Below are 19,175 nucleotides of genomic sequence, written 5' to 3'. Positions count from 1 at the left end.
GCGAATGCGCAACATGCGCTTCCGTCGAGATGCCCTGATCGTCGTTCCTGGACAGCTCGACACGCGATGCGTGGCGCGCCTGGTCGCGCTCGCTCATGCCATCCGACCTCTCGCACGGGAGCAACACGTTGAACAACCAGCAGCTGGTCATCGGTCTCGGGCCGCTCGGACGCCGCGTGGTCGAGGAGCTGCGCACGCGCGGCATCCCGGTGGTTGCCGCGTCCCGCAACCGGGTCGAGGGCCTGGGCGCCGAGTGGCGGCAGCTGGACGCGAGCGACGCGGAGCAGGTGCGCGCCGTGGCCGCGGACTGCGAGGTGGTGCACCTGTGCGCTGCTCCGCCGCTGACCAGCTGGGTGGAGGAGTTCGACGCGCTGGTGGGAGGCTTGCTCGACGGGCTGCGCGACAGCGGCAAGACCCTCGTCTTCGCGAGCAACCTGTACGCCTACGGCCCGCAGCAGGGCACGCTCACCGAGGCCTCCCCCGAGCTCGCCACCGGGCCGAAGGGCGCGCTGCGCAAGCGGTTGGACCGGCGCGTGCTCGATGCGCCCGGCCTGCGTACCGCTGTCGTCCGCGGCGCGTCGTTCTACGGGCCCGGGGTCGAGACCTCGATGGCCGGCCGTTCCGAGCTCGCCGCTCTGGCCGCCGGGAAGCCGGTGCCCGCGCTCGGCTCGGTCGACCAGCCGCACACCATGACATACATCGACGACTTCGCCCGCGCGATGGTCAATGTCGCCTCGTCGGACTCGGCGCTCGGCCAGGTATGGCACGCGCCCATGCAGGAGCCGACCACCCACCGCGAGCTGATGACGGCGTTCGGCGAGGTGCTGGGCGCACAACCGAAGTTCCGTATCGCGGGCCCCGCGGTCATGAACCTGATGAGCCTCTTCAACCCGACGATGAAGGCGCTCAAGGAGACCTTCTACACGTACACGTCCCCGCACGTCGCCGACAGCTCGAAGTACGCAGCCGCCTTCGGTGAAGCCGCGACGCCGCTCAAGGAGGCCGTGACGCTCACGGTCCAGAGCGCGGGGCTCGCCTCCTCCGGCCGGAGCTGACCTCCCTGCGGGCGCGCCGCCCGTACCTCTGACACCTGTTGCGCCGGGCGTGCCCGCTCGTGCGTATCACAGTGCTGCCTTCCGCCCCCATTGTGATGAGTTCGACGACGCGCGAGGAGCCCGCCTTGTCCAGCATGCACACGGCAGTCGCAGGAATCGGTTGCCGGTTCCCGGGAGCCAGCTCTCCCGAGGAGTTCTGGCGGATGCTGATGGACGGCGTCGACGGCATCAGCGAGGTGCCGGCCGACCGGTGGAACGCCGCGTCGTTCTACTCGCCGGGCAACGGCAGCGGCAAGACGCGGACCAAGTGGGGCGGCTTCGTCGAAGGGGTCGACCGGTTCGACGCCGAGTTCTTCGGCATCTCACCCCGTGAGGCCGAGCGCATGGACCCGCAGCAGCGGCTGCTGCTCGAGGTGACCCACGAGGCGTTCGAGGACGCCGGCATCCCGCTGGCCGGCCTCGTGGGCACGCGGGTCGGCGTCTACGTTGGCGGCTTCACCCTCGACTACATGCTCATGCAGCTCGGCGGGACGGACTACCGCGGGGTCGAGCCGCACACCGCGACCGGCTCGATGATGACGCTGCTGGCCAACCGGTTGTCCTACGTCTACGGCTTCAACGGGCCGAGCGTGACGGTCGACACCGCCTGCTCGTCCAGCCTCACCGCCGCCCACCTGGCGCACCAGGCGCTGAGCAACGACGAGTGCGACCTCGCCGTCGTGGCCGGTGTCAACGCTCTGCTCACCCCCGCGTACACGATCGCGGAGTCGCGGGCCGGGATGCTCTCGCCCACCGGCCGCTCCCGGGCCTTCGACTCGCGGGCCGACGGCTACGTGCGCGGCGAGGGCGCCGGCGCGGTGGTGCTGCGCCGGGCCGCCGAGATGCGGGAGAGCGGGCGTCGCTACTACGCGGTGATCCGGGGCAGTGCCGTCAACCAGGACGGCCGCAGCGAGGGCCTCACGGTGCCGAACGGCTCGGCCCAGCAGGAGCTTCTGCGCCGTGCGCTGGAGCAGGCGGGGGTGCGGCCGCACCAGGTCGCGCTCATCGAGGCGCACGGCACCGGCACGCCGGTGGGCGACCCCATCGAGGCGAACGCCGTCGGTGCCGTGCTGCGCGAGGGCCGGGCGGCGGGGGAGCGCTGCTTCCTCGGCTCGGTGAAGACCAACATCGGGCACCTGGAGGCGGCGGCCGGGGTCGCCGGGCTCATCAAGGCATCCCTGGAGCTCTTCCACGGCCAGGTCCCGCCGCACCTGCACCTCGAGACGCCGAACCCGGCGATCGACCTCGACCGGTTGCAGCTGCGCATCCCGACCAGCCCCACCGCGCTGCGCCCGGAGGACCGCTTCGCCTGTGTGAACTCCTTCGGCTTCGGCGGGTCCAACGCGCACGTCGTCCTCGAGCGTCCTGCGGTCCGCGCCATCCCGCGCCCGCGGGCCCAGGATGCCGTACCGGCCGGGGCGACCCTGCTGCCGCTGTCCGTGCGGGCCTCCGCCGCCCTGCCGCAACTGGCGTCCGCGTACGCCGGCCTGCTGGCCGGCACGTCCGTCCCGCCGGCGCAGGTCGCCGCCACCGCCGCGCTGCGACGTGACCATCACCCGGTGCGGGCGGCGGTCGTCGGCACGTCGGTCGAGGACCTCGTTGCCGCTCTGGCGCAGGTCGACGGCGCGGGCGCTGCCCCTGCGCAGGAAGGCCCGCTCGTCCTCGTCTACAGCGGGATGGGCCCGCAGTGGCCGGGGATGGGCCGCGAGCTCTACGCCACCGAGCCCGTCTTCAGAGCCGCCGTCGACGAGATCGCGGCTCTCGGCGACCCGGTCTCGGGCTGGTCGCTGGTGTCCGCCTTCACCGGCGAGCTGGCGCCCGAGCGCATGGAGGAGACGGAGGTCGCGCAGCCGGCCAACTTCGCGCTGCAGGTCGGCCTCACCCGGCTGTGGCGCAGCTGGGGCGTCGCGCCGGACCTGGTCGTGGGGCACAGCGCCGGCGAGCCGGCCGCCGCCTGGGCCGCGGGAGTGCTCTCGCTGCCGGACGCGATGACGGTCAGCTACGCGCGGAGCATGACCCAGCAGCTGACCACCGGCAAGGGCCGGCTCCTGGCGGTCGGCGAGCCGCTCGACGCCCTCCGGGCCCGGCTCGCGCGCCATCCGGAGCGGCGGGTCGACCTGGCGGCGGTCAACAGCCCCACGGCGATCACGGTGGTGGGCGACGACGGGAGCATCGCTGGCCTCGCGGCCGAGCTGTCGGCCGAAGAGGTCTTCTGCCGTGAGCTCGCGGTCAAGGTGCCGTACCACAGCTTCTACATGGAAGAGATCCACGACGACCTGCTCGCCCGGCTCGCGGGCATCACCCCCGCGGCGGGGCACACGCCGATCGTCTCGACCGTCACCGGGCAGCTGCGCGAGGGCGCGGCGTTCGACGCGGGCTACTGGTACGCCAACGTCCGGCAGCCGGTCCGGTTCGCGGACGCCGTCGGCACCCTGCTCGGGCTGGGCGCCCGCACGTTCCTCGAGCTCGGCCCGCACCCGGTGCTGACCCGGTCGGTGCTGGAGACGGCGGAGGCGCAGGGCGTCGCGGACGTGCGCGCGGCCTCCTCGCTGCGGCGGCAGGCGCCGGAGCGCGAGGCCCTGCTGCGCGCGGCGGGTGAGGCGTACTCCTGGGGCGTGGAGCTCGACTGGGAGGCGCTGCTCGGCGCGGAGCCGGCCGAGGTCGCGCTCCCGAGCTACCCGTGGCAGCGGCGGCGGCACTGGGCCGAGACGCCCGACTCCGCTCGGCGGTCCGCGGCCCGCCCGCACCCGCTGCTGTGGCGGCGCATCGAGGGCGCGGGGCTGGAGTGGGAGGCGGACCTCGATGCCCCGCACCTGGGTTGGCTGCTCGACCACCGCATCGAGGACGAGATCGTCTTCCCGGCCGCGGGCTACACCGAGCTGGCCGTGTGGGCGGGCCGGGAGTCCTACGGGACCGCCGACGGGATCGTCTTCCAGGATCTGCGATTCCGGAAGGCGCTGTACCTCGAGCCGGGTGACCAGCCCCAGGTGCGGCTGACGTTCGACCCTGCCACAGGGGAGTTCGAGGTCAGCAGCGCACGTCGCGGGACGCTGGACTGGACGGCGCACTCGACCGGACGGCTCAGCCTCGGCCGCGCGACCGGGCTCGAGGTGCCGGCTCTCGAGCCGCTCCACGCGCCCGCGCTCGGCGCGGACGCCGTCTACGCGCAGCTGCGCGGCCTGGGGCTGAACTACGGCCCGGAGTTCCGGATGATCGAGGAGCTGCGCCGCGACGGGACGCAGGCCGTCGCCCGGGTGCGGCTCTCGGCCACCGAGTCCGCTGCCGTCGATGACTACGTCATCCACCCCCTGGTCATCGACGCCGCCTTCCAGGTCCTCGCCCTGGCAGCCCTGCCCGGCAGCGAGGGGCGGACCTTCATGCCCGTCGAGGTGGCCGAGGGCCGCGTGCACGGCCGGGTCCCTGCGGAGCTGGTGATGCGGGCCGAGGTGCGCGAGAGCGCGGACGGCGGCTCGATCGAGGGCGACATCTTCGCGTACGCCCCGGACGGCACCCCGGTGCTGCGGATCCTCGGCTGCCGCGCCCAGGACGTGCAGGCGGCTCCGGCCGCTACCGCCCCGATGGGTCACTACACCGTCGAGTGGCGCGAGGCCGAGGAGGAGCTTCCCGCGCCGCCGCGCCCGGCCGGCCGGTGGGTGCTGGTCGGCGAGCACGGCTTCGGCGACGCCCTGGCGGCCGCGCTGACGGCCGCGGGCGCGGCCGTCGAGCGCTGGACCGGGACGCTGGGCACGCTCGAGCTGCGGGAGCGAGCGGCCGCCGCCGCCGACGTGCGCGGGGTCGTCGGCCTCGGTGCCCTGAGCGTCGGCCCGGGCGCGGGGCCGGATGCCGGCGTCGCCGCCGGGGTGCAGGCCATGCGGCTCTTCCAGGCGTGGGCCGACGGCGGGCAGGCCGAGCCGCCGCGGCTCTGGCTCGTCACCGAACGGGCCCAGCCCGTCATGGGGACGGTCGGCAACGCCCTGCAGGCGGTCGTCTGGGGCGTCGGCCGGGTCGGCGGCCACGTCGAGCTGCCCTCGCTGTGGGGCGGGCTCGTGGACATCGACGGCGCGAGCGTGCCGAACGCCGAGCTGGTGGCCGCACAGCTGCTCTCCGGGGACAGCGAGGACCAGGTCGGCGTGTACGCCGGCCGCCGGCACGTCCCGCGCATGGTCGAAGCGCCGGTCGGACGTGGTGCCTGCGCCCCCTTCCGGCGTGACGGCGCCTATCTGGTCACCGGCGGCCTCGGCGCGCTCGGGCTCGTCGTCGCCGGATGGATGGTCGAGCGCGGTGCCCGGCACGTCGTGCTGGTGGGCCGACAGGGGCTGCCCCCGCGGTCGGAATGGCCGGCGAGCACGGACGCGCGTGTCCGCGCCGTCATGGCCCTGGAGGCGAAGGGCGCTTCGGTCGAGGTGCACAGCTGCGACGTCGCCGACGTGGGGGCGCTCACGGAGCTGCGGGACCGGCGGGACCGCGAGGGGCGGGTGCCGATCCGCGGCGTGGTGCACTCGGCGGGCACGTCGATCCCCAAGCTGCTCGTGTCCATGACCGACGACGACTTCCGCTCGATCGCCCGGGCGAAGGTGCAGGGCGGCTGGGCGCTCGACCAGGTCTTCTCGACCGGCCTCGACCTGTTCGTGCTGTTCTCCTCGATCGCGTCGCTCGTCGTCTCTGCCGGACAGGCGAACTACGCTGCAGGCAACGCGTACCTCGACGCCCTCGCCTCCGAGCGGCACGGCCGGGGGGAGCCCGCCACGTCGGTCAACTGGGGGCCGTGGGGCGACGTCGGCATGGCCACCCAGCTCGACCTCGTCTCGTTCTTCGTCTCCAGGGGGCTGCACCCGACCACGTCGGCCCAGGGCACCGCCGCGCTGGGGCAGCTGCTGGCGTCCGGGCTCGCGCAGGTCGCGCCCATCGCCCCGGACTGGCCGACCGCCGTCGCGAGCTACCCGCTGGGCCTCGCGCCGCGGATGCTCGACGACCTGCGGGCCGCGGCGCCCACCGTCGCCGAGCAGGGTGGTGCCGGCTCGGTCATGGGCCGGCTGGACGAGGCCGACGAGGCCGAGCGGCCGGCGATCGTCGCCGACTCCGTGCGCGGACTGGCCGCAGGCGTCCTCCGGTACGCCGCCGGGGACCTTCCGGGCGGCACCCCGCTGACCTCGCTCGGGCTCGACTCGATGATCGCCATCGAGCTGAAGGGCCGGCTGGAGAAGGCCTTGCGGGTCAACGTGCCCATCGTCTCCCTGCTGAAGGGCGCGACGCTCGACGAGCTCGTGACCGCCTGCCAGGACCAGATCGAGCAGCGCCGGGCGGCCCCGGAGCTCGACGAGGAGATCGCAGCAGTCCTCGCGGCCGCCGAGGGCGTCGACATCGCGGACATGGTGGGGGCAGCGACCGATGAGCACTGACACCTTCCTCACGCGCCTGCGGGCGCTCGACCCGGCCAAGCGGACGGCCGTCCTCGACGCGCTCTACGGCACCCGGCTCCAGGCGCTGCGCTCGGCGCCGCGGCCGGACGCCGTGCCCCTGTCGCCGGCGCAGCAGCGGCTCTGGTACCTCGCCCGGACCGGTGAGCAGGACGCCAGCTACAACATCCCCGGCTACTTCCGGCTCAGCAGAGCGGTCGACGTCGAGGAGCTCCGGGCCGCGCTCGGCACGATCGCGCGGCGGCACGAGATCCTCCGGACGCGGGTCGTGGGTGACCCGCCCCGGCTGGAGGTCGAGCCGGCGTACGCGCCCGAGCTCGAGGTGGTGGACGGCCCCGCCGACGAGGCGGGGGTGACCGCGCTCGCCGCCGGGTTCGTCCGGCGCCCCTTCGACATCTCGAGGCTGCCGTTGTGGCGGGCGCTCCTGGTGCGGCAGGCGGCGGGGCGCAGCTACCTCGTGCTGTCGTTCCACCACATCGTCTTCGACGGCTGGTCGCTCAAGGTCTTCCTCGGCGAGCTGCTGCGGCTGCTCGACGGACAGCAGCTCGAGCCGCTGGAGTGGCAGTACCCCGACTACGCGCAGTGGGAGCGCGCCCGCCACGAGCTGCGCCGGCAGATCGACTCGCTGCGCGGCGAGGAGCCGGGCCCGAGCGCCGACGAGCGCTTCTGGGTCGACTACCTGCGCGACCCGGGCGGCCCGCTCCGGCTCAGCGTGGAGGGCCCGGCGGCGCCCGTCGGGCCGGAGGGGGGCTTGCTGGTCGCCGAGCTTCGCGGGCCGGAGTGGCAGCCGCTGGTCGCGGCGGCCCGGGCCGAGGGCGCCACCCCCTTCGCCGCGGCGCTCGCCGTCTTCGACGTGCTGCTGCAGCAGCGGTCGGGCCAGGACGACATCGTCGTGGGGACCCCGGTCTCGGGCCGGTCCGACAGCACGACCCACCAGCTGATCGGGACGTTCGTCAACACGATCCCGCTGCGCATCCGGCTCGACGGCGCCATGACGGTGCGCGAGCTGCTCCGCGCCGTCGCGGCCTCCAGCCTCGACGCCTTCGCCCACGAGGACGTGGCGTTCGACCGCATCGTCGAGCTCACGAACCCGGTGCGGTCGGCCGGCGTGCACCCGGTGTTCCAGACCCTGTTCACCTTCCAGCCGGCGGTCGACCTCGCGCCGGTCGGGGGCTTGCGCGCGGACTACCTCGATCTCGACTTCGGCACCTCCAAGTTCGACCTCTCGCTCGACGTGGTCGAGGAGAACGACGGCGTCCGGCTGCTCCTCGAGTACGACACCCGGCGCTACTCGCGAGCCACCGTGCAGAGCCTGGCCGACTCCTACCGCGGCCTCGTCGCCGCCATGGCCGCCGACCCCGCGAGCCGGCTGCGCGACCTGCCGCTGCTGGGCCCGGCCCAGCGTGAGGAGGTGATCGCCCGCTCCCGCGGGCCGGTGCTCGAGCCGGTGCACGCGAGCGTCGTGGACGCGTTCGAGGCCGCCGCCCGGCGTGCGCCGCAGGCCCCGGCCGTCACCGACGCGGACCGGACCGTCGGCTACGCCGAGCTCGCCGCGCTCAGCGACCGCGTCCGCGACCAGGTGCTCGACAGCCTTCGCGACGCGCCGGTCGTCGCCGTGATGCTGCCGCGCTCGGCGGCCCTGTTCGCGGCACTGCTCGGCGTGTGGAAGGCAGGCAAGGCCTGCCTCGTGCTCGACCCGGCACTGCCGGTCGGGCGCCTGCGGGCCATGGCCGACGACGCCGACGCACCCGTGCTGACCGAGCGCACGCACGTGCTCGAGCGGTTCGAGCTCGCCGAGGGCGGACGCCGGGTACTGATCCTCTCCGAGCTGCCGGCCGCCCCGGTGGCGCGGAGCCGGGCCGGTGCCGACGCGTACCTCGTCTACACCAGCGGCTCGACCGGCAGGCCGAAGGGAGTGCGTGTCCCGCACGCCTCCTATGCAGCGATGCTCAGGAGTTGGAGTTCTGCCTTCGAGCTCGACGCGCCGGAGTGCCTCCAACTCGCCGGCAGCAGCTTCGACGTCTTCTACGGTGACGTGGCCCGCGCGCTCGGCACGGGTGGGCACCTGCGCGTGGTGGAGGCCGAGGCCGCCGCAGACCCCTCCCGCTTCGCCGACCTGGTGCACGGGCGGTCCTTCGACTTCGCCGAGTTCGTGCCCAGCGTGTTCCGCCGGCTCGTGGCGGAGCTGGCGCGCCGCGGACGACGGCTCGACATCCGCAACCTCGTCGTGGCGTCCGAGGCGTGGGCCCCGGCAGAGGCCGCCGAATGGCGGCGCGACGTGCTCGCCCCCGGCACCGCGCTCTTCAACACGTACGGCGTGGCGGAGGCGACGGTCGACAGCACGATCTTCCGCGTCCCCGAGGAGGGGGTCGCAGGCGCCAGGATGCCGATCGGGCGGCCCCTGCCGAACTGCGAGGTCTACGTCGTCGACGCCGCCGGCCGGCTGGTGCCGCCCGGTGTCGCGGGCCAACTGGTCGTCGGCGGGCGGGGGCTCGGCGCCGGGTACGTCAGTGCCGACGAGTCGCGCTTCTCGACGGCGGCCCCGGCGGGCGTCGAGCAGCGCGTCTACCAGACGGGGGACCTGGGATTCCGGAACGAGGACGGGGACCTGGTGCTGCTCGGCCGCAACGACGACCAGGTCAAGCTGCGTGGCGTCCGCATCGAGCTGGGCGAGGTCGAGCAGGCGGTACGCGCCCTGCCCGGCGTGCGGGAGGCCGCTGCGCTGGTCTCCGGCACGGCGGAGGACGCGAGGCTCGTGGCGTGGGTGGTGCCCGACGTCCGGGCCGCCGACGCCGCGTCCTGGCGGCAGCGGCTCGTGCAGCGGCTTCCCGGCGCGCTGGTGCCCGAGCTGCTGCTCACGGACGAGCTGCCCTACCTGCCCAGCGGCAAGGTCGACCGCGCCCGGCTGTCGCAGCTGGAGGTCCCGCGGTCGCGGCGTGAGCGCGTGCTGCCGCGGACCGCGGAGGAGGAGGCGATGGCCGCCCTCTTCGGTGCGGTGCTGGGGCTCGACGACGTCGGCGTGGACGAGAGCTTCTTCGCCCTGGGCGGCCACTCGCTCACCGCGCTCGACCTGCTCAGTCGGGTGCACCGCGAGATCGGCGTGCGGCTGCGCGTGGGGGAGCTCTTCGACTCCCCGACCGTCGAGGGCCTCGTGCAGCGGGTCGCCGCGCTGCACACGCCCGCGGACGACCGCCCAGTGCCGCTCGTGGAGCCGGACCCCGAGCACCGCCACGACCCGTTCCCGCTCACCGACGTGCAGCAGGCCTACTGGCTCGGGCGGGACGGGGCGTTCGAGTTCAGCGGCGTCTCGACCCACAGCTACGACGAGCTGCAGTCGGAGGGGCTGCAGGTCGACCGCCTCACCCGCGCGCTCAACCAGGTGATCGAGCGGCACGAGATGATGCGAGCGGTCGTCCTGGACCACGGCGGGCAGCAGATCCTGCGCGAGGTGCCCGACTACGTCCCGCGCGTCCACGACCTGCGCGAGGCCGCGCAGGAGGAGATCGACGCCGGCCTGCAGCACGTGCGTGACGAGCTGTCCCACCAGAAGCTCGACATGACGCGCTGGCCGAACTTCGACATCCGCATCAGCCTGCTCCCCGGCGACGTGCAGGTGCTGCACTTCAGCACCGATGCCCTGCTGCTCGACGCGGCCAGCTTCACGCTCGTGCTCCGCGAGCTGGCCATGATCTACGACGGCCTCCCGCTCCCGGAGCTCGAGTTCTCGTTCCGCGACTACGTCCTCGCGGACCGGCAGTTCGAGCAGAGCGAGCGGTTCGCGCGCACGAAGGCGTACTGGGACCGGCGCATCCCCACCCTGCCCGGCGCCCCCGGCCTTCCGATGGCCCGCCGCCCCGACGAGCTGCAGGAGCCGCGGTTCACCCGGCTGCACGCCCGGGTGCCGAAGGAGGTCTGGGAGTCACTGAAGCGCGCTGCGGGAAAGCACGGGCTCACCCCGAGCGGCGTCTGCCTCACGGCGTACGCGCAGGTGCTCGCGGGGCGCGTGCAGGACCCGCGCTTCTCGCTCAACCTCACCTTCCTCAACCGCAAGCCCTTCCACCCCCAGGTCGACCAGGTGGCTGGCGAGTTCACCTCGCTCACGCTCCTGCCCGTCGACCTCGCCGACCGGCCGGCCTTCGTCGAGGCCGCCCGTCGAATCCAGCGTGACCTGTGGGAGGTCCTCGAGGAGAACGACATGAGCGGCGTGCGGGTGCTGCGCGAGTACGCCCGCCACCACAACAGCCCGGGCGCTGCCCACTTCCCGGTCGTGTTCACCAGCGCCCTCGGCATCCCCATGCCCGACTCCAGCTTCCCGGTCCGGCACCAGCCGGAGCTCGGGGTCACGCAGACGTCGCAGGTGTGGCTGGACGCGGGCATCTGGGAGGCGCAGGGCGAGGACCTGCGCTGCAACTGGGACGTCGTGCTCGACGTCTACCCCGAGGGCTTCGTCGAGGCGATGTTCGCCGAGTGGGTCGCTCTGCTGCACCGGCTCGCCGGTGACCCGGCGGCGTGGGACGGGCCGGCTGCGCTCGAGGCCCCGGCGCCGCTGGAGATCGCGGACGTGCCGGCCGGGACGCTGCTCGACCCGTTCCTTGCCTCGCTCGAGGCCACGCCGCACGCCGACGCCGTGATCTCGCCGACCCGGACGCTGACGTACGCCGAGCTCGCCTCCCGCGCCGGCGGTGTGGCCGCGGCCCTGCGCGCCCACGGCGTCCGGGCGGGCGAGCCCGTGGCGGTGATGATGGAGCCGGGCTGGGAGCAGACCGCGGCCGTGCTCGGCACGGTGGCGGTGGGGGCGTACCTCCCGCTCAATGCGGACACCCCGGCCGAGCGGCTGCTGACGATCACCGAGCTCGCGGGCGTGCGATGCCTGCTGACCCAGCCGTGGATGCGTGACCGGCTGGCGGAGGTCTTCCCCGGGACGGTGCTCACGGTCGACGACGTGGACACGGGCTCCGCGGACGCGCTGCGGTCGCACACCGTGCGCGCGGAGGACCTGGCGTACGTCATCTTCACGTCCGGCTCGACCGGCGTGCCCAAGGGCGTCATGATCGACCACCGGGGGGCGCTCAACACGATCGTCGACGTCAACGAGCGCTACGGCGTCGGCCCGGCCGACCGGGTGCTCGCGCTGTCCTCGTTGAGCTTCGACCTCTCCGTCTACGACGTCTTCGGGCTGCTCGCAGCCGGTGGCGCGCTCGTGGTGCCGGACCCGGCACGCCGGCTCGACCCGCTGCACCAGATCGACCTCGTCACCAGGCACGGCGTCACCGTGTGGAACACCGTGCCGGCGCTGTTCAACCTCTTCGTCGGCGCCCTGGACGCGCCCTGCCCGGAGCTGCGCGTCGTCCTGCTCAGCGGCGACTGGATCCCGCTGGGGCTCCCGGCCGCAGCCTGGGAGAGGTGCCCCAAGGCCGAGCTGCACAGCCTCGGGGGCGCGACCGAGGCCTCGATCTGGTCGATCACGTACCCGGTCACGGTGGTCGACCCGGCGTGGAACAGCGTCCCCTACGGCAAGGGCATGAAGAACCAGGACGTCGTCGTCCTGGACGCAGACCTGCGCCCGGCTCCCCCGTGGGTGACGGGTGACCTGTACATCAGGGGTGTGGGGCTGGCGCTCGGCTACTGGGGCTCGGCGGAGCTGACCGACGCCGCGTTCGTGCGCCACCCCGTCAGCGGCGAGCGGCTCTACCGCACGGGGGACCTCGGCCGGCTGATGTCGGACGGCAACATCGAGTTCCTCGGCCGGTCGGACTTCCAGCTCAAGATCGGCGGCTACCGCGTGGAGGCGGGAGAGGTCGAGCGCGCGATCCTGCGCCACCCCGCCGTCGCGGAGACGACCGTCCTCGCGCTCGGGGACAAGCTGGCCGACAAGCGGCTGGCATGCGCCTGGGTGCGGGCCGAGGGCACGGACGGGGAGGTCGACCTCCCCGAGTTCCTCGCCCCGATCCTGCCGGCGTACATGGTGCCGCTGGTCGTCGCCGAGCTGCCCGCGCTTCCGCTGTCGGGCAACGGCAAGGTCGACCGCAAGACCCTCGAGCGCCAGCTCGGCGCACTGGCGACCACGGCCACCGCGCCGTACGTCCCCCCGACCCGGCCCGAGGAACGGCGGATGGTCGAGCTCTGGGAGTCGACCCTCGGGCGCCAGGCCATCGGGCTGCACGACGACTTCTTCCAACTGGGCGGTGACTCCATCGACGCCATCGAGCTCGTGACCCGGCTGCGCCGGCTCGACGACGCGCAGATCGGCCTGCGCGACCTGTACGCCGCACGCACCCCGGCGGGGCTCGTGCTCCGCCTCGCGGCGGGCGCCGACGCGCCCGGGACGGGGCAGGTGCGGGCATGAGCGCCGCAGGATCGGCCTGGCTGGAGCCGCTCGCCCCGGGGACGCCCGGCGGGGTGGACCTGGTCCTCTTCCCGTACGCCGGTGGCAACCCGGGCGCGTTCCGGTCCTGGCGCGGGGCGCTCGGCACCGCGCGGTCCTACGTCGCTTCGCTGCCCGGGCGCGGCAAGCGGTTCGCGGAGGCGCCGGTCGAGGGCTTCTTCGAGCTGGTGGACCTCCTCGTCGACGAGCTGGAGCCCGTGCTGCGCCCGCGCTACGCGCTCTTCGGGCACAGCCTGGGCGCCTACGTCGCCTACGAGGTGGCCCGGCGGCTGCCGGTGTCGCCGGTCGCGCTCGTCGTGAGCGGGGCCGACGGCCCGCAGGCCAGGGTGCCGGCGGCGCGTCGGCGCACGACCCTGTCCGACGCCGAGCTCGTCGACGAGCTGCGCCGGCTCGGCGGCACACCCGCGGTGGTCCTCGACAACGAGGAGCTGCTCGAGCTGCTCATGCCGACCATCCGGGCCGACTTCGAGCTCGTCGACTCCTACGAGTTCCACGACGGGCCCCTGCTCGACTGCCCGGTGCACGTGCTGGGAGGCACGGCCGACGCCCACACGACCCAGGAGGGGCTGGCCGCGTGGCGATCGCTGACGACGGCCCCGACGTCGCTGCGCGAGTTCCCCGGCGGCCACTTCTTCGTCCACGAGGCCGAGGCCGAGGTGCAGGCGCACGTCGACGGGCTGCTGCGGGCCGGCCGCCGGGGCGGGCTGCTGCCGGGCGGGCGCGACGTCGCGGACGTCGTGGCCTGACCCCTCGTCCGCGGGCGCCGTCGGCAGGAGTGCGCCGGCGGGGCCCGCGGGGTTAGGCTCGCGGCAGGCAACGTCCCTTCCTCAGGAGCGCCGAGCACCATGACGACCGGCCCCGGCTCCACGGAACACCGCCCAGTCACCGCGCCCGGCGCGGTTCCCGAGCTGCGGGTGGGCGACGCCGAGCGCGACGAGGTCATCGTCGCGCTCGGGGAGCACTACGCCCTCGGCCGGCTCACCCGCGAGGAGCTCGACGACCGCCAGGGCGTCGCGGGCCGGGCGCGCACCGCACGGGAGCTCGAGCCGCTCCTCGCCGACCTGCCCCCGCTCGTCGCGGCCCGCCCGGACGTGCGCCGCGGCGGCGCGCTCGCCCGGCTCGACGCCACGCAGAAGGCGAAGCTGGTCACGTACGTCGGGGTCAACGCGGGCCTCTGGATCCTGTGGGCGGTGCTCGGGCTCGGCTTCCCCTGGCCGATCTTCCCCACGGTGTTCTGGGGCATCGGGCTCATCACGTCGCTCGTGGGCGGGGACGCCGGGTGCGGGGCGTCGGCCGCCCACGGCTCCGGCTCGCACGTGACGAACGGGCACGGCGCCCACGCCGTACGCCCGGAGCCGGACAAAGCCTGAGCGTCCGCCACGGACGTACGAGCGCCCCCGACCCGGGACCGGGTCGGGGGCGCCCCTGCGTACGGGGGCCGGCTCAGCGAGTGGTGGGCCCGGCCGGCTCGACGGCCTGCACCGGGAGCGCGGTGCCCTCGGGACGCGGCGCCGGGATCGCCGCCTCCGGCGCGGGGCGGTCGTCGCGGGGCAGGAAGACCAGCGCGGCGAGGCCCGCGAGCAGCGCGGCGACGGCCGCCGCGACCGACCCGGCGTGCAGGCCGGAGATGAAGGAGTCGCGGACGGCGTCGACCGCGGGGCCGGCCTGGTCGGTGGGCAGCTGGCGGGCGACCTCCAGCCCGGCGCCCAACGACTCGTCGGCGGCGTCGGTCACCGAGGTGGGCAGGCCCAGCCCGCCCCAGGAGTCGGCCAGCTTGCTCGCGTAGTACGAGCTCATCACCGAGCCGACGACCGCGACGCCGAGCGCTCCGCCCAGCTCGCGGGTCGTGTCGTTCACGGCGGAGCCGACCCCCGCCTTGGCCTCCGGCAGCGCGGCGAGGATCGAGTCGGTCGCAGGCCCCGTGGCCAGCGCCATGCCGGCGGCCATGAGGACCATCGAGACGACCACCACGGTCCAGTAGTCGGCGTCCAGCCCTGCCCGCGCCGCGACGAGGAAGCCGGCCGCCATGAGCACCATGCCGATCGTGACCACGGCCTTCGTGCCGATCTTCTTCATCACGAGGATCGAGACGGGGGAGAGGCCGGCCATGACGGCGGCGTACGGCAGCGTCGCGAGGCCCGCCTTGAGCGTGCTGTAGTCGCGGATCAGCTGGAAGTACATCGTGATCATGAAGATGAACCCGAACAGGCCGAAGTAGGCGATCGAGATCGCAGCGCTGGCGGCCGAGAAGCGGGGGTTCCGGAAGAGCGTGACGTCCAGCAGCGGGCTGTCCCGGCGCGCCTCGACCACGACGAAGGCCACGACGAGCGCGGCCGACGCGGCGAAGCCGAGCAGCGTCGCCGCCGACGTCCACCCGCGGTTCGGCGCCTCGATGACCGTCCGAACCAGCAGCCCGACCATCGCGATGGAGAGCACCGCGCCGTACGGGTCGAAGCGCCCGGGCGCGGCGTCCCTGGACTCGGGCAGGTAGCGGGCGCCGAGCACGAGGGAGAGCGCGATGATCGGCAGGTTCACGATGAAGATGGAGCCCCACCAGAAGTGCTCGAGCAGCAGGCCGCCGACCACCGGGCCGAGCGCCACCGCGAGGCCCGCCACGCCGGCCCAGATGCCGATCGCGGCGGCTCGCTCCTGCCGGTCGGGGAACAGCGTCGACACCATTGCCAGCGTGCAGGGGAAGACGAGGGCCGCGGCCACGCCCATGACCGAGCGCCACGTCACGAGTGCCTCCGTGGAGGAGGCCTGCGCGGCGAAGAACGACGCGACGGCGAACAGCACGAGGCCCGCCTGCAGGACGCGCTTGCGGCCCAGCCGGTCGCCGATGTTGCCGCAGAGCAGCAGCAGCCCGGCGAAGCAGACGGTGTAGCTGTCGACCACCCACTGCAGGGCGGAGGTCGAGGACGCCATCTCCTGGTCGAGCGTCGGAAGGGCGACGTTGACGATCGTGTTGTCGATCGCGACGAGGAGCACGCTCAGGCAGAGGATGCCGAGCAGCTTCCAGCGCAGGGGGTGCCCGGGCTTCGGAGCCCGGGCAGGGACGGTTGTCGATCCGGTCACTGCGTCTCCGGGGTGGAGTAGGGGGGATTGCTCCGCGGGGACCGGGACGGCGTCGCCGCAAGCGTGGCAATTCGGAGGGATCCTCCCGTGTCGGACGACACCCGGGCAACCCCTCTCGCTGCGCTCCGCGACCGCCGTGCCACTCGATGACGACGCGGTCCTCGCCCAGGGCAGAGCCGCTGCGACCCGGTTTGAGACATCCGGTCCGGAACTGGTGCCCGACGATTCCCGGCCCGGCTCCCGGCCCGTTCGGGCCCCGTTCTCCAAAGGCCCTCCGTGCACCGCGGGCGGGACGCGGACGCGCTCCCCGGCGCGCCGCTGTCGGGCCGCCGGGAACGAGTGGGCGATCATTCGGGTTTGACAGCGGGGGCGGGGATGCGGTCAGACTCCGCCCTGTCCCCTGCCCGACCCGCTCGCTCCTGCCCGCCCCGTCCACGGAAGAGGCTCCTCGTGCCGCCCCGCACCCGTACCGCCACCGGTCGCCGGCTCGTCATCGTCGAGTCGCCTACGAAGGCGCGCAAGATCGCGGGCTACCTCGGGGACGGCTACGACGTCGAGGCCAGCGTGGGCCACATCCGCGACCTCCCGACGCCGAGCGAGCTGCCGGCCGAGATGAAGAAGGGCCCGTACGGCCGGTTCGCCGTCGACGTCGACAACGGCTTCGCGCCGTACTACGTGGTCGACAACGACAAGAAGAAGAAGGTCTCCGAGCTCAAGGCCCTGCTCAAGGAGGCCGACGAGCTCTTCCTCGCGACCGACGAGGACCGCGAGGGCGAGGCCATCGCCTGGCACCTGCTCGAGGTCCTCAAGCCGCGCGTCCCGGTGCGCCGCATGGTCTTCCACGAGATCACCCCCGAGGCGATCCGCCGGGCGGTCGAGAACACCCGCGAGCTGGACCAGTCGCTCGTCGACGCCCAGGAGACGCGCCGCATCCTCGACCGGCTCTACGGCTACGAGGTCTCCCCGGTGCTGTGGCGCAAGGTCCGCGCCGGGCTGTCGGCCGGCCGTGTCCAGTCGGTCGCGACCCGGCTCGTGGTCGAGCGCGAGCGCGAGCGCATCGCCTTCCGCAGCGCGTCGTACTGGGACGTCTCCGCCGTCCTCGAGCGCGCCGGCCAGGCCTTCCCGGCCCGGCTGACAGCCGTCGACGGCACCCGGGTCGCCACCGGCCGCGACTTCGGCAGCGACGGGCGGCTCACCACCCGCGCCGCCGGGCAGGTGGCCCACCTGGACGAGGCGCAGGCCACCCAGCTGGCCGCCGGGCTCGTGGACGCCCCGTTCACCGTCCGCTCGGTGGAGGAGAAGCCGTACTCCCGCAAGCCGGCGGCGCCGTTCATCACCTCGACGCTGCAGCAGGAGGCCAGCCGCAAGCTGCGCTGGTCCTCGCAGACGACCATGCGCGTCGCGCAGCGGCTGTACGAGAACGGCTACATCACGTACATGCGTACCGACTCCACGACGCTGTCGGAGTCGGCGATCAACGCCGCGCGCTCGCAGGCCCGCGCGCTCTACGGCCCCGAGTACGTCCCCGACGCGCCGCGGCGCTACGTCCGCAAGGTCAAGAACGCCCAGGAGGCGCACGAGGCGGTCCGCCCCGCCGGTGACGTCTTCCGTACGCCGGGCGAGGTCGCGGGCGAGCTGGCCCGCGACGAGTTCGCGCTCTACGAGCTGATCTGGAAGCGCACGGTCGCCTCGCAGATGGCCGACGCCCGCGGCACGACGGTCTCCGTGCGCATCGGCAGCACCCCGCACGCGGGCTCCCCGTTCTCCGACGCGGAGTTCTCCGCCTCCGGCACCGTCATCTCGTTCCGCGGCTTCCTCGCCGCCTACGAGGAGGGGCGCGACGAGGATGCCCCGCGTGACGCGCAGGAGCAGCGCCTGCCCGCCATGCGCGAGGGTGACGGGCTGGAGCCGCAGCGCGTGGACCCCGAGGGCCACACGACCAGCCCGCCGGCGCGCTACACCGAGGCCACGCTGGTCAAGGCGCTGGAGGAGCGCGCGATCGGCCGCCCGTCGACGTACGCGTCGATCCTCGGCACGATCATCGATCGCGGCTACGTCTTCAAGAAGGGCAGCGCGCTCGTCCCGACGTGGCTGGCGTTCGCGGTGACGCGGCTGCTCGAGGAGCACTTCGGCGGGCTGGTCGACTACGACTTCACCGCCGAGATGGAGGAGGACCTCGACCGGATCGCCGGCGGCGACGCCGACCGGGTCGAGTGGCTGCGCCGGTTCTACTTCGGCGACGGCGAGGGCACGCCGGGCCACGCGCACACCGGCGGGCACGGGCCGGACGAGCTCGGCGGCCTCAAGCGCATCGTGGAGAACCTCGGCGACATCGACGCCCGCGAGGTCAACACCTACGACCTCGGCGCGGGCATCTCGGTGCGGGTGGGCCGCTACGGGCCCTACATCGAGCGTGGCGAGGAGCGGGCCTCGCTCCCCGACGACCTCGCGCCCGACGAGCTGACGGTCGAGAAGGCCGAGGAGCTGCTGTCGGCGCCGTCGGGCGACCGCGAGCTGGGCACCGACCCCGCCACCGGGCACACCGTGGTCGCCAAGGCCGGGCGCTTCGGGCCGTACGTCACCGAGGTGCTGCCCGAGGGGTCGCCGAAGTCCGCGAAGCCGCGCACCGCGTCCCTGTTCAAGACCATGTCGCTGGACACGATCACGCTGGACGAGGCGCTGCGGCTGCTCACCCTGCCGCGCGTCGTCGGCAAGGACCCCGAGAGCGGCGACGAGATCGTGGCGCAGAACGGGCGTTACGGGCCGTACCTCAAGAAGGGCACCGACTCCCGGTCGCTCGAGTCCGAGGACCAGCTCTTCACGGTCACCCTGGAGCAGGCGCTCGCGATCTACGCCCAGCCCAAGCAGCGCGGCCGCGCCGCGGCGAAGCCGCCGCTCAAGGAGCTCGGCACCGACCCGGTCAGCGGCAAGCCGATCGTGGTCAAGGAGGGGCGCTTCGGGGCGTACGTCACCGACGGCGAGACCAACGCGACCCTGCGCCGCGGCGACACCGTCGAGGGCATCACCCCCGAGCGCGGCGTCGAGCTGCTCGCCGAGAAGCGCGCCGCCGGCCCGAGCACCAAGAAGGCCGCCAAGAAGGCGCCGGCCAAGAAGGCGGCCGCCTCCAAGACGGCCAAGAAGGCGCCGGCCAAGAAGGCGGCTGCGAAGAAGACGGCCAAGGCAGGTGCGTGAGCCGCGCCGGGC

General features: G+C 73.8%; 7 protein-coding genes. 6 read left to right on the top strand and 1 reads right to left on the bottom strand.

Annotated elements, in window-relative coordinates; genetic code table 11:
* The first annotated feature begins 95 nt into the window (after positions 1–95).
* From G9H72_RS03545 to G9H72_RS03525, 5 genes are all read left to right on the top strand, one after another.
* Positions 96–1,055: an NAD-dependent epimerase/dehydratase family protein gene (locus G9H72_RS03545; RefSeq protein ID WP_166167361.1), complete on the top strand. Its 960-nt coding sequence runs from the start codon at positions 96–98 to the stop codon at positions 1,053–1,055.
* Positions 1,056–1,150: 95 nt separating this feature from the next.
* Complete coding sequence (locus tag G9H72_RS03540; protein ID WP_331271937.1) at positions 1,151–6,493, top strand: type I polyketide synthase; 5,343 nt, start codon at positions 1,151–1,153, stop codon at positions 6,491–6,493.
* On the top strand, positions 6,483–12,857 hold the full coding sequence (locus G9H72_RS03535) for a non-ribosomal peptide synthetase (RefSeq protein ID WP_166167355.1): 6,375 nt from the start codon (positions 6,483–6,485) through the stop codon (positions 12,855–12,857). Before G9H72_RS03540 ends, G9H72_RS03535 begins: the two co-directional genes overlap by 11 nt.
* On the top strand, positions 12,854–13,642 hold the full coding sequence (locus G9H72_RS03530) for a thioesterase II family protein (RefSeq protein ID WP_166167352.1): 789 nt from the start codon (positions 12,854–12,856) through the stop codon (positions 13,640–13,642). Before G9H72_RS03535 ends, G9H72_RS03530 begins: the two co-directional genes overlap by 4 nt.
* A gap of 99 nt (positions 13,643–13,741) precedes the next feature.
* Positions 13,742–14,266: a DUF1707 domain-containing protein gene (locus G9H72_RS03525; protein WP_166167349.1), complete on the top strand. Its 525-nt coding sequence runs from the start codon at positions 13,742–13,744 to the stop codon at positions 14,264–14,266.
* 73 nt (positions 14,267–14,339) lie between these two features.
* On the opposite strand, the gene G9H72_RS03520 is transcribed toward G9H72_RS03525, so the two are convergent.
* The gene (locus tag G9H72_RS03520; RefSeq protein ID WP_331271936.1) at positions 14,340–15,971 is read right to left on the bottom strand and encodes an MFS transporter; all 1,632 of its coding nucleotides are present in this window, start codon (positions 15,969–15,971) and stop codon (positions 14,340–14,342) included.
* 450 nt (positions 15,972–16,421) lie between these two features.
* On the opposite strand from G9H72_RS03520, the gene topA reads away from it, so the two are divergent.
* Positions 16,422–19,163: a type I DNA topoisomerase gene (gene topA / locus G9H72_RS03515; RefSeq protein ID WP_331271935.1), complete on the top strand. Its 2,742-nt coding sequence runs from the start codon at positions 16,422–16,424 to the stop codon at positions 19,161–19,163.
* Positions 19,164–19,175 lie beyond the last annotated feature (12 nt).

Source organism: Motilibacter aurantiacus, from assembly GCF_011250645.1.
GTDB classification, from domain to species: Bacteria; Actinomycetota; Actinomycetes; order Motilibacterales; family Motilibacteraceae; genus Motilibacter_A; species Motilibacter_A aurantiacus.
The sequence above is the reverse complement of the archived record's forward strand: the minus strand, read 5'-3'. Positions and strand labels throughout refer to the sequence as shown.

Coding starts and splice junctions, on each gene's coding strand:
- G9H72_RS03530 (WP_166167352.1), top strand. CDS start 12,854: ATGAGCGCCGCAGGATCGGCCTGGCTGGAGCCGCTCGCCCCGGGGACG.
- G9H72_RS03525 (WP_166167349.1), top strand. CDS start 13,742: ATGACGACCGGCCCCGGCTCCACGGAACACCGCCCAGTCACCGCGCCC.
- G9H72_RS03535 (WP_166167355.1), top strand. CDS start 6,483: ATGAGCACTGACACCTTCCTCACGCGCCTGCGGGCGCTCGACCCGGCC.
- G9H72_RS03540 (WP_331271937.1), top strand. CDS start 1,151: ATGAGTTCGACGACGCGCGAGGAGCCCGCCTTGTCCAGCATGCACACG.
- G9H72_RS03545 (WP_166167361.1), top strand. CDS start 96: ATGCCATCCGACCTCTCGCACGGGAGCAACACGTTGAACAACCAGCAG.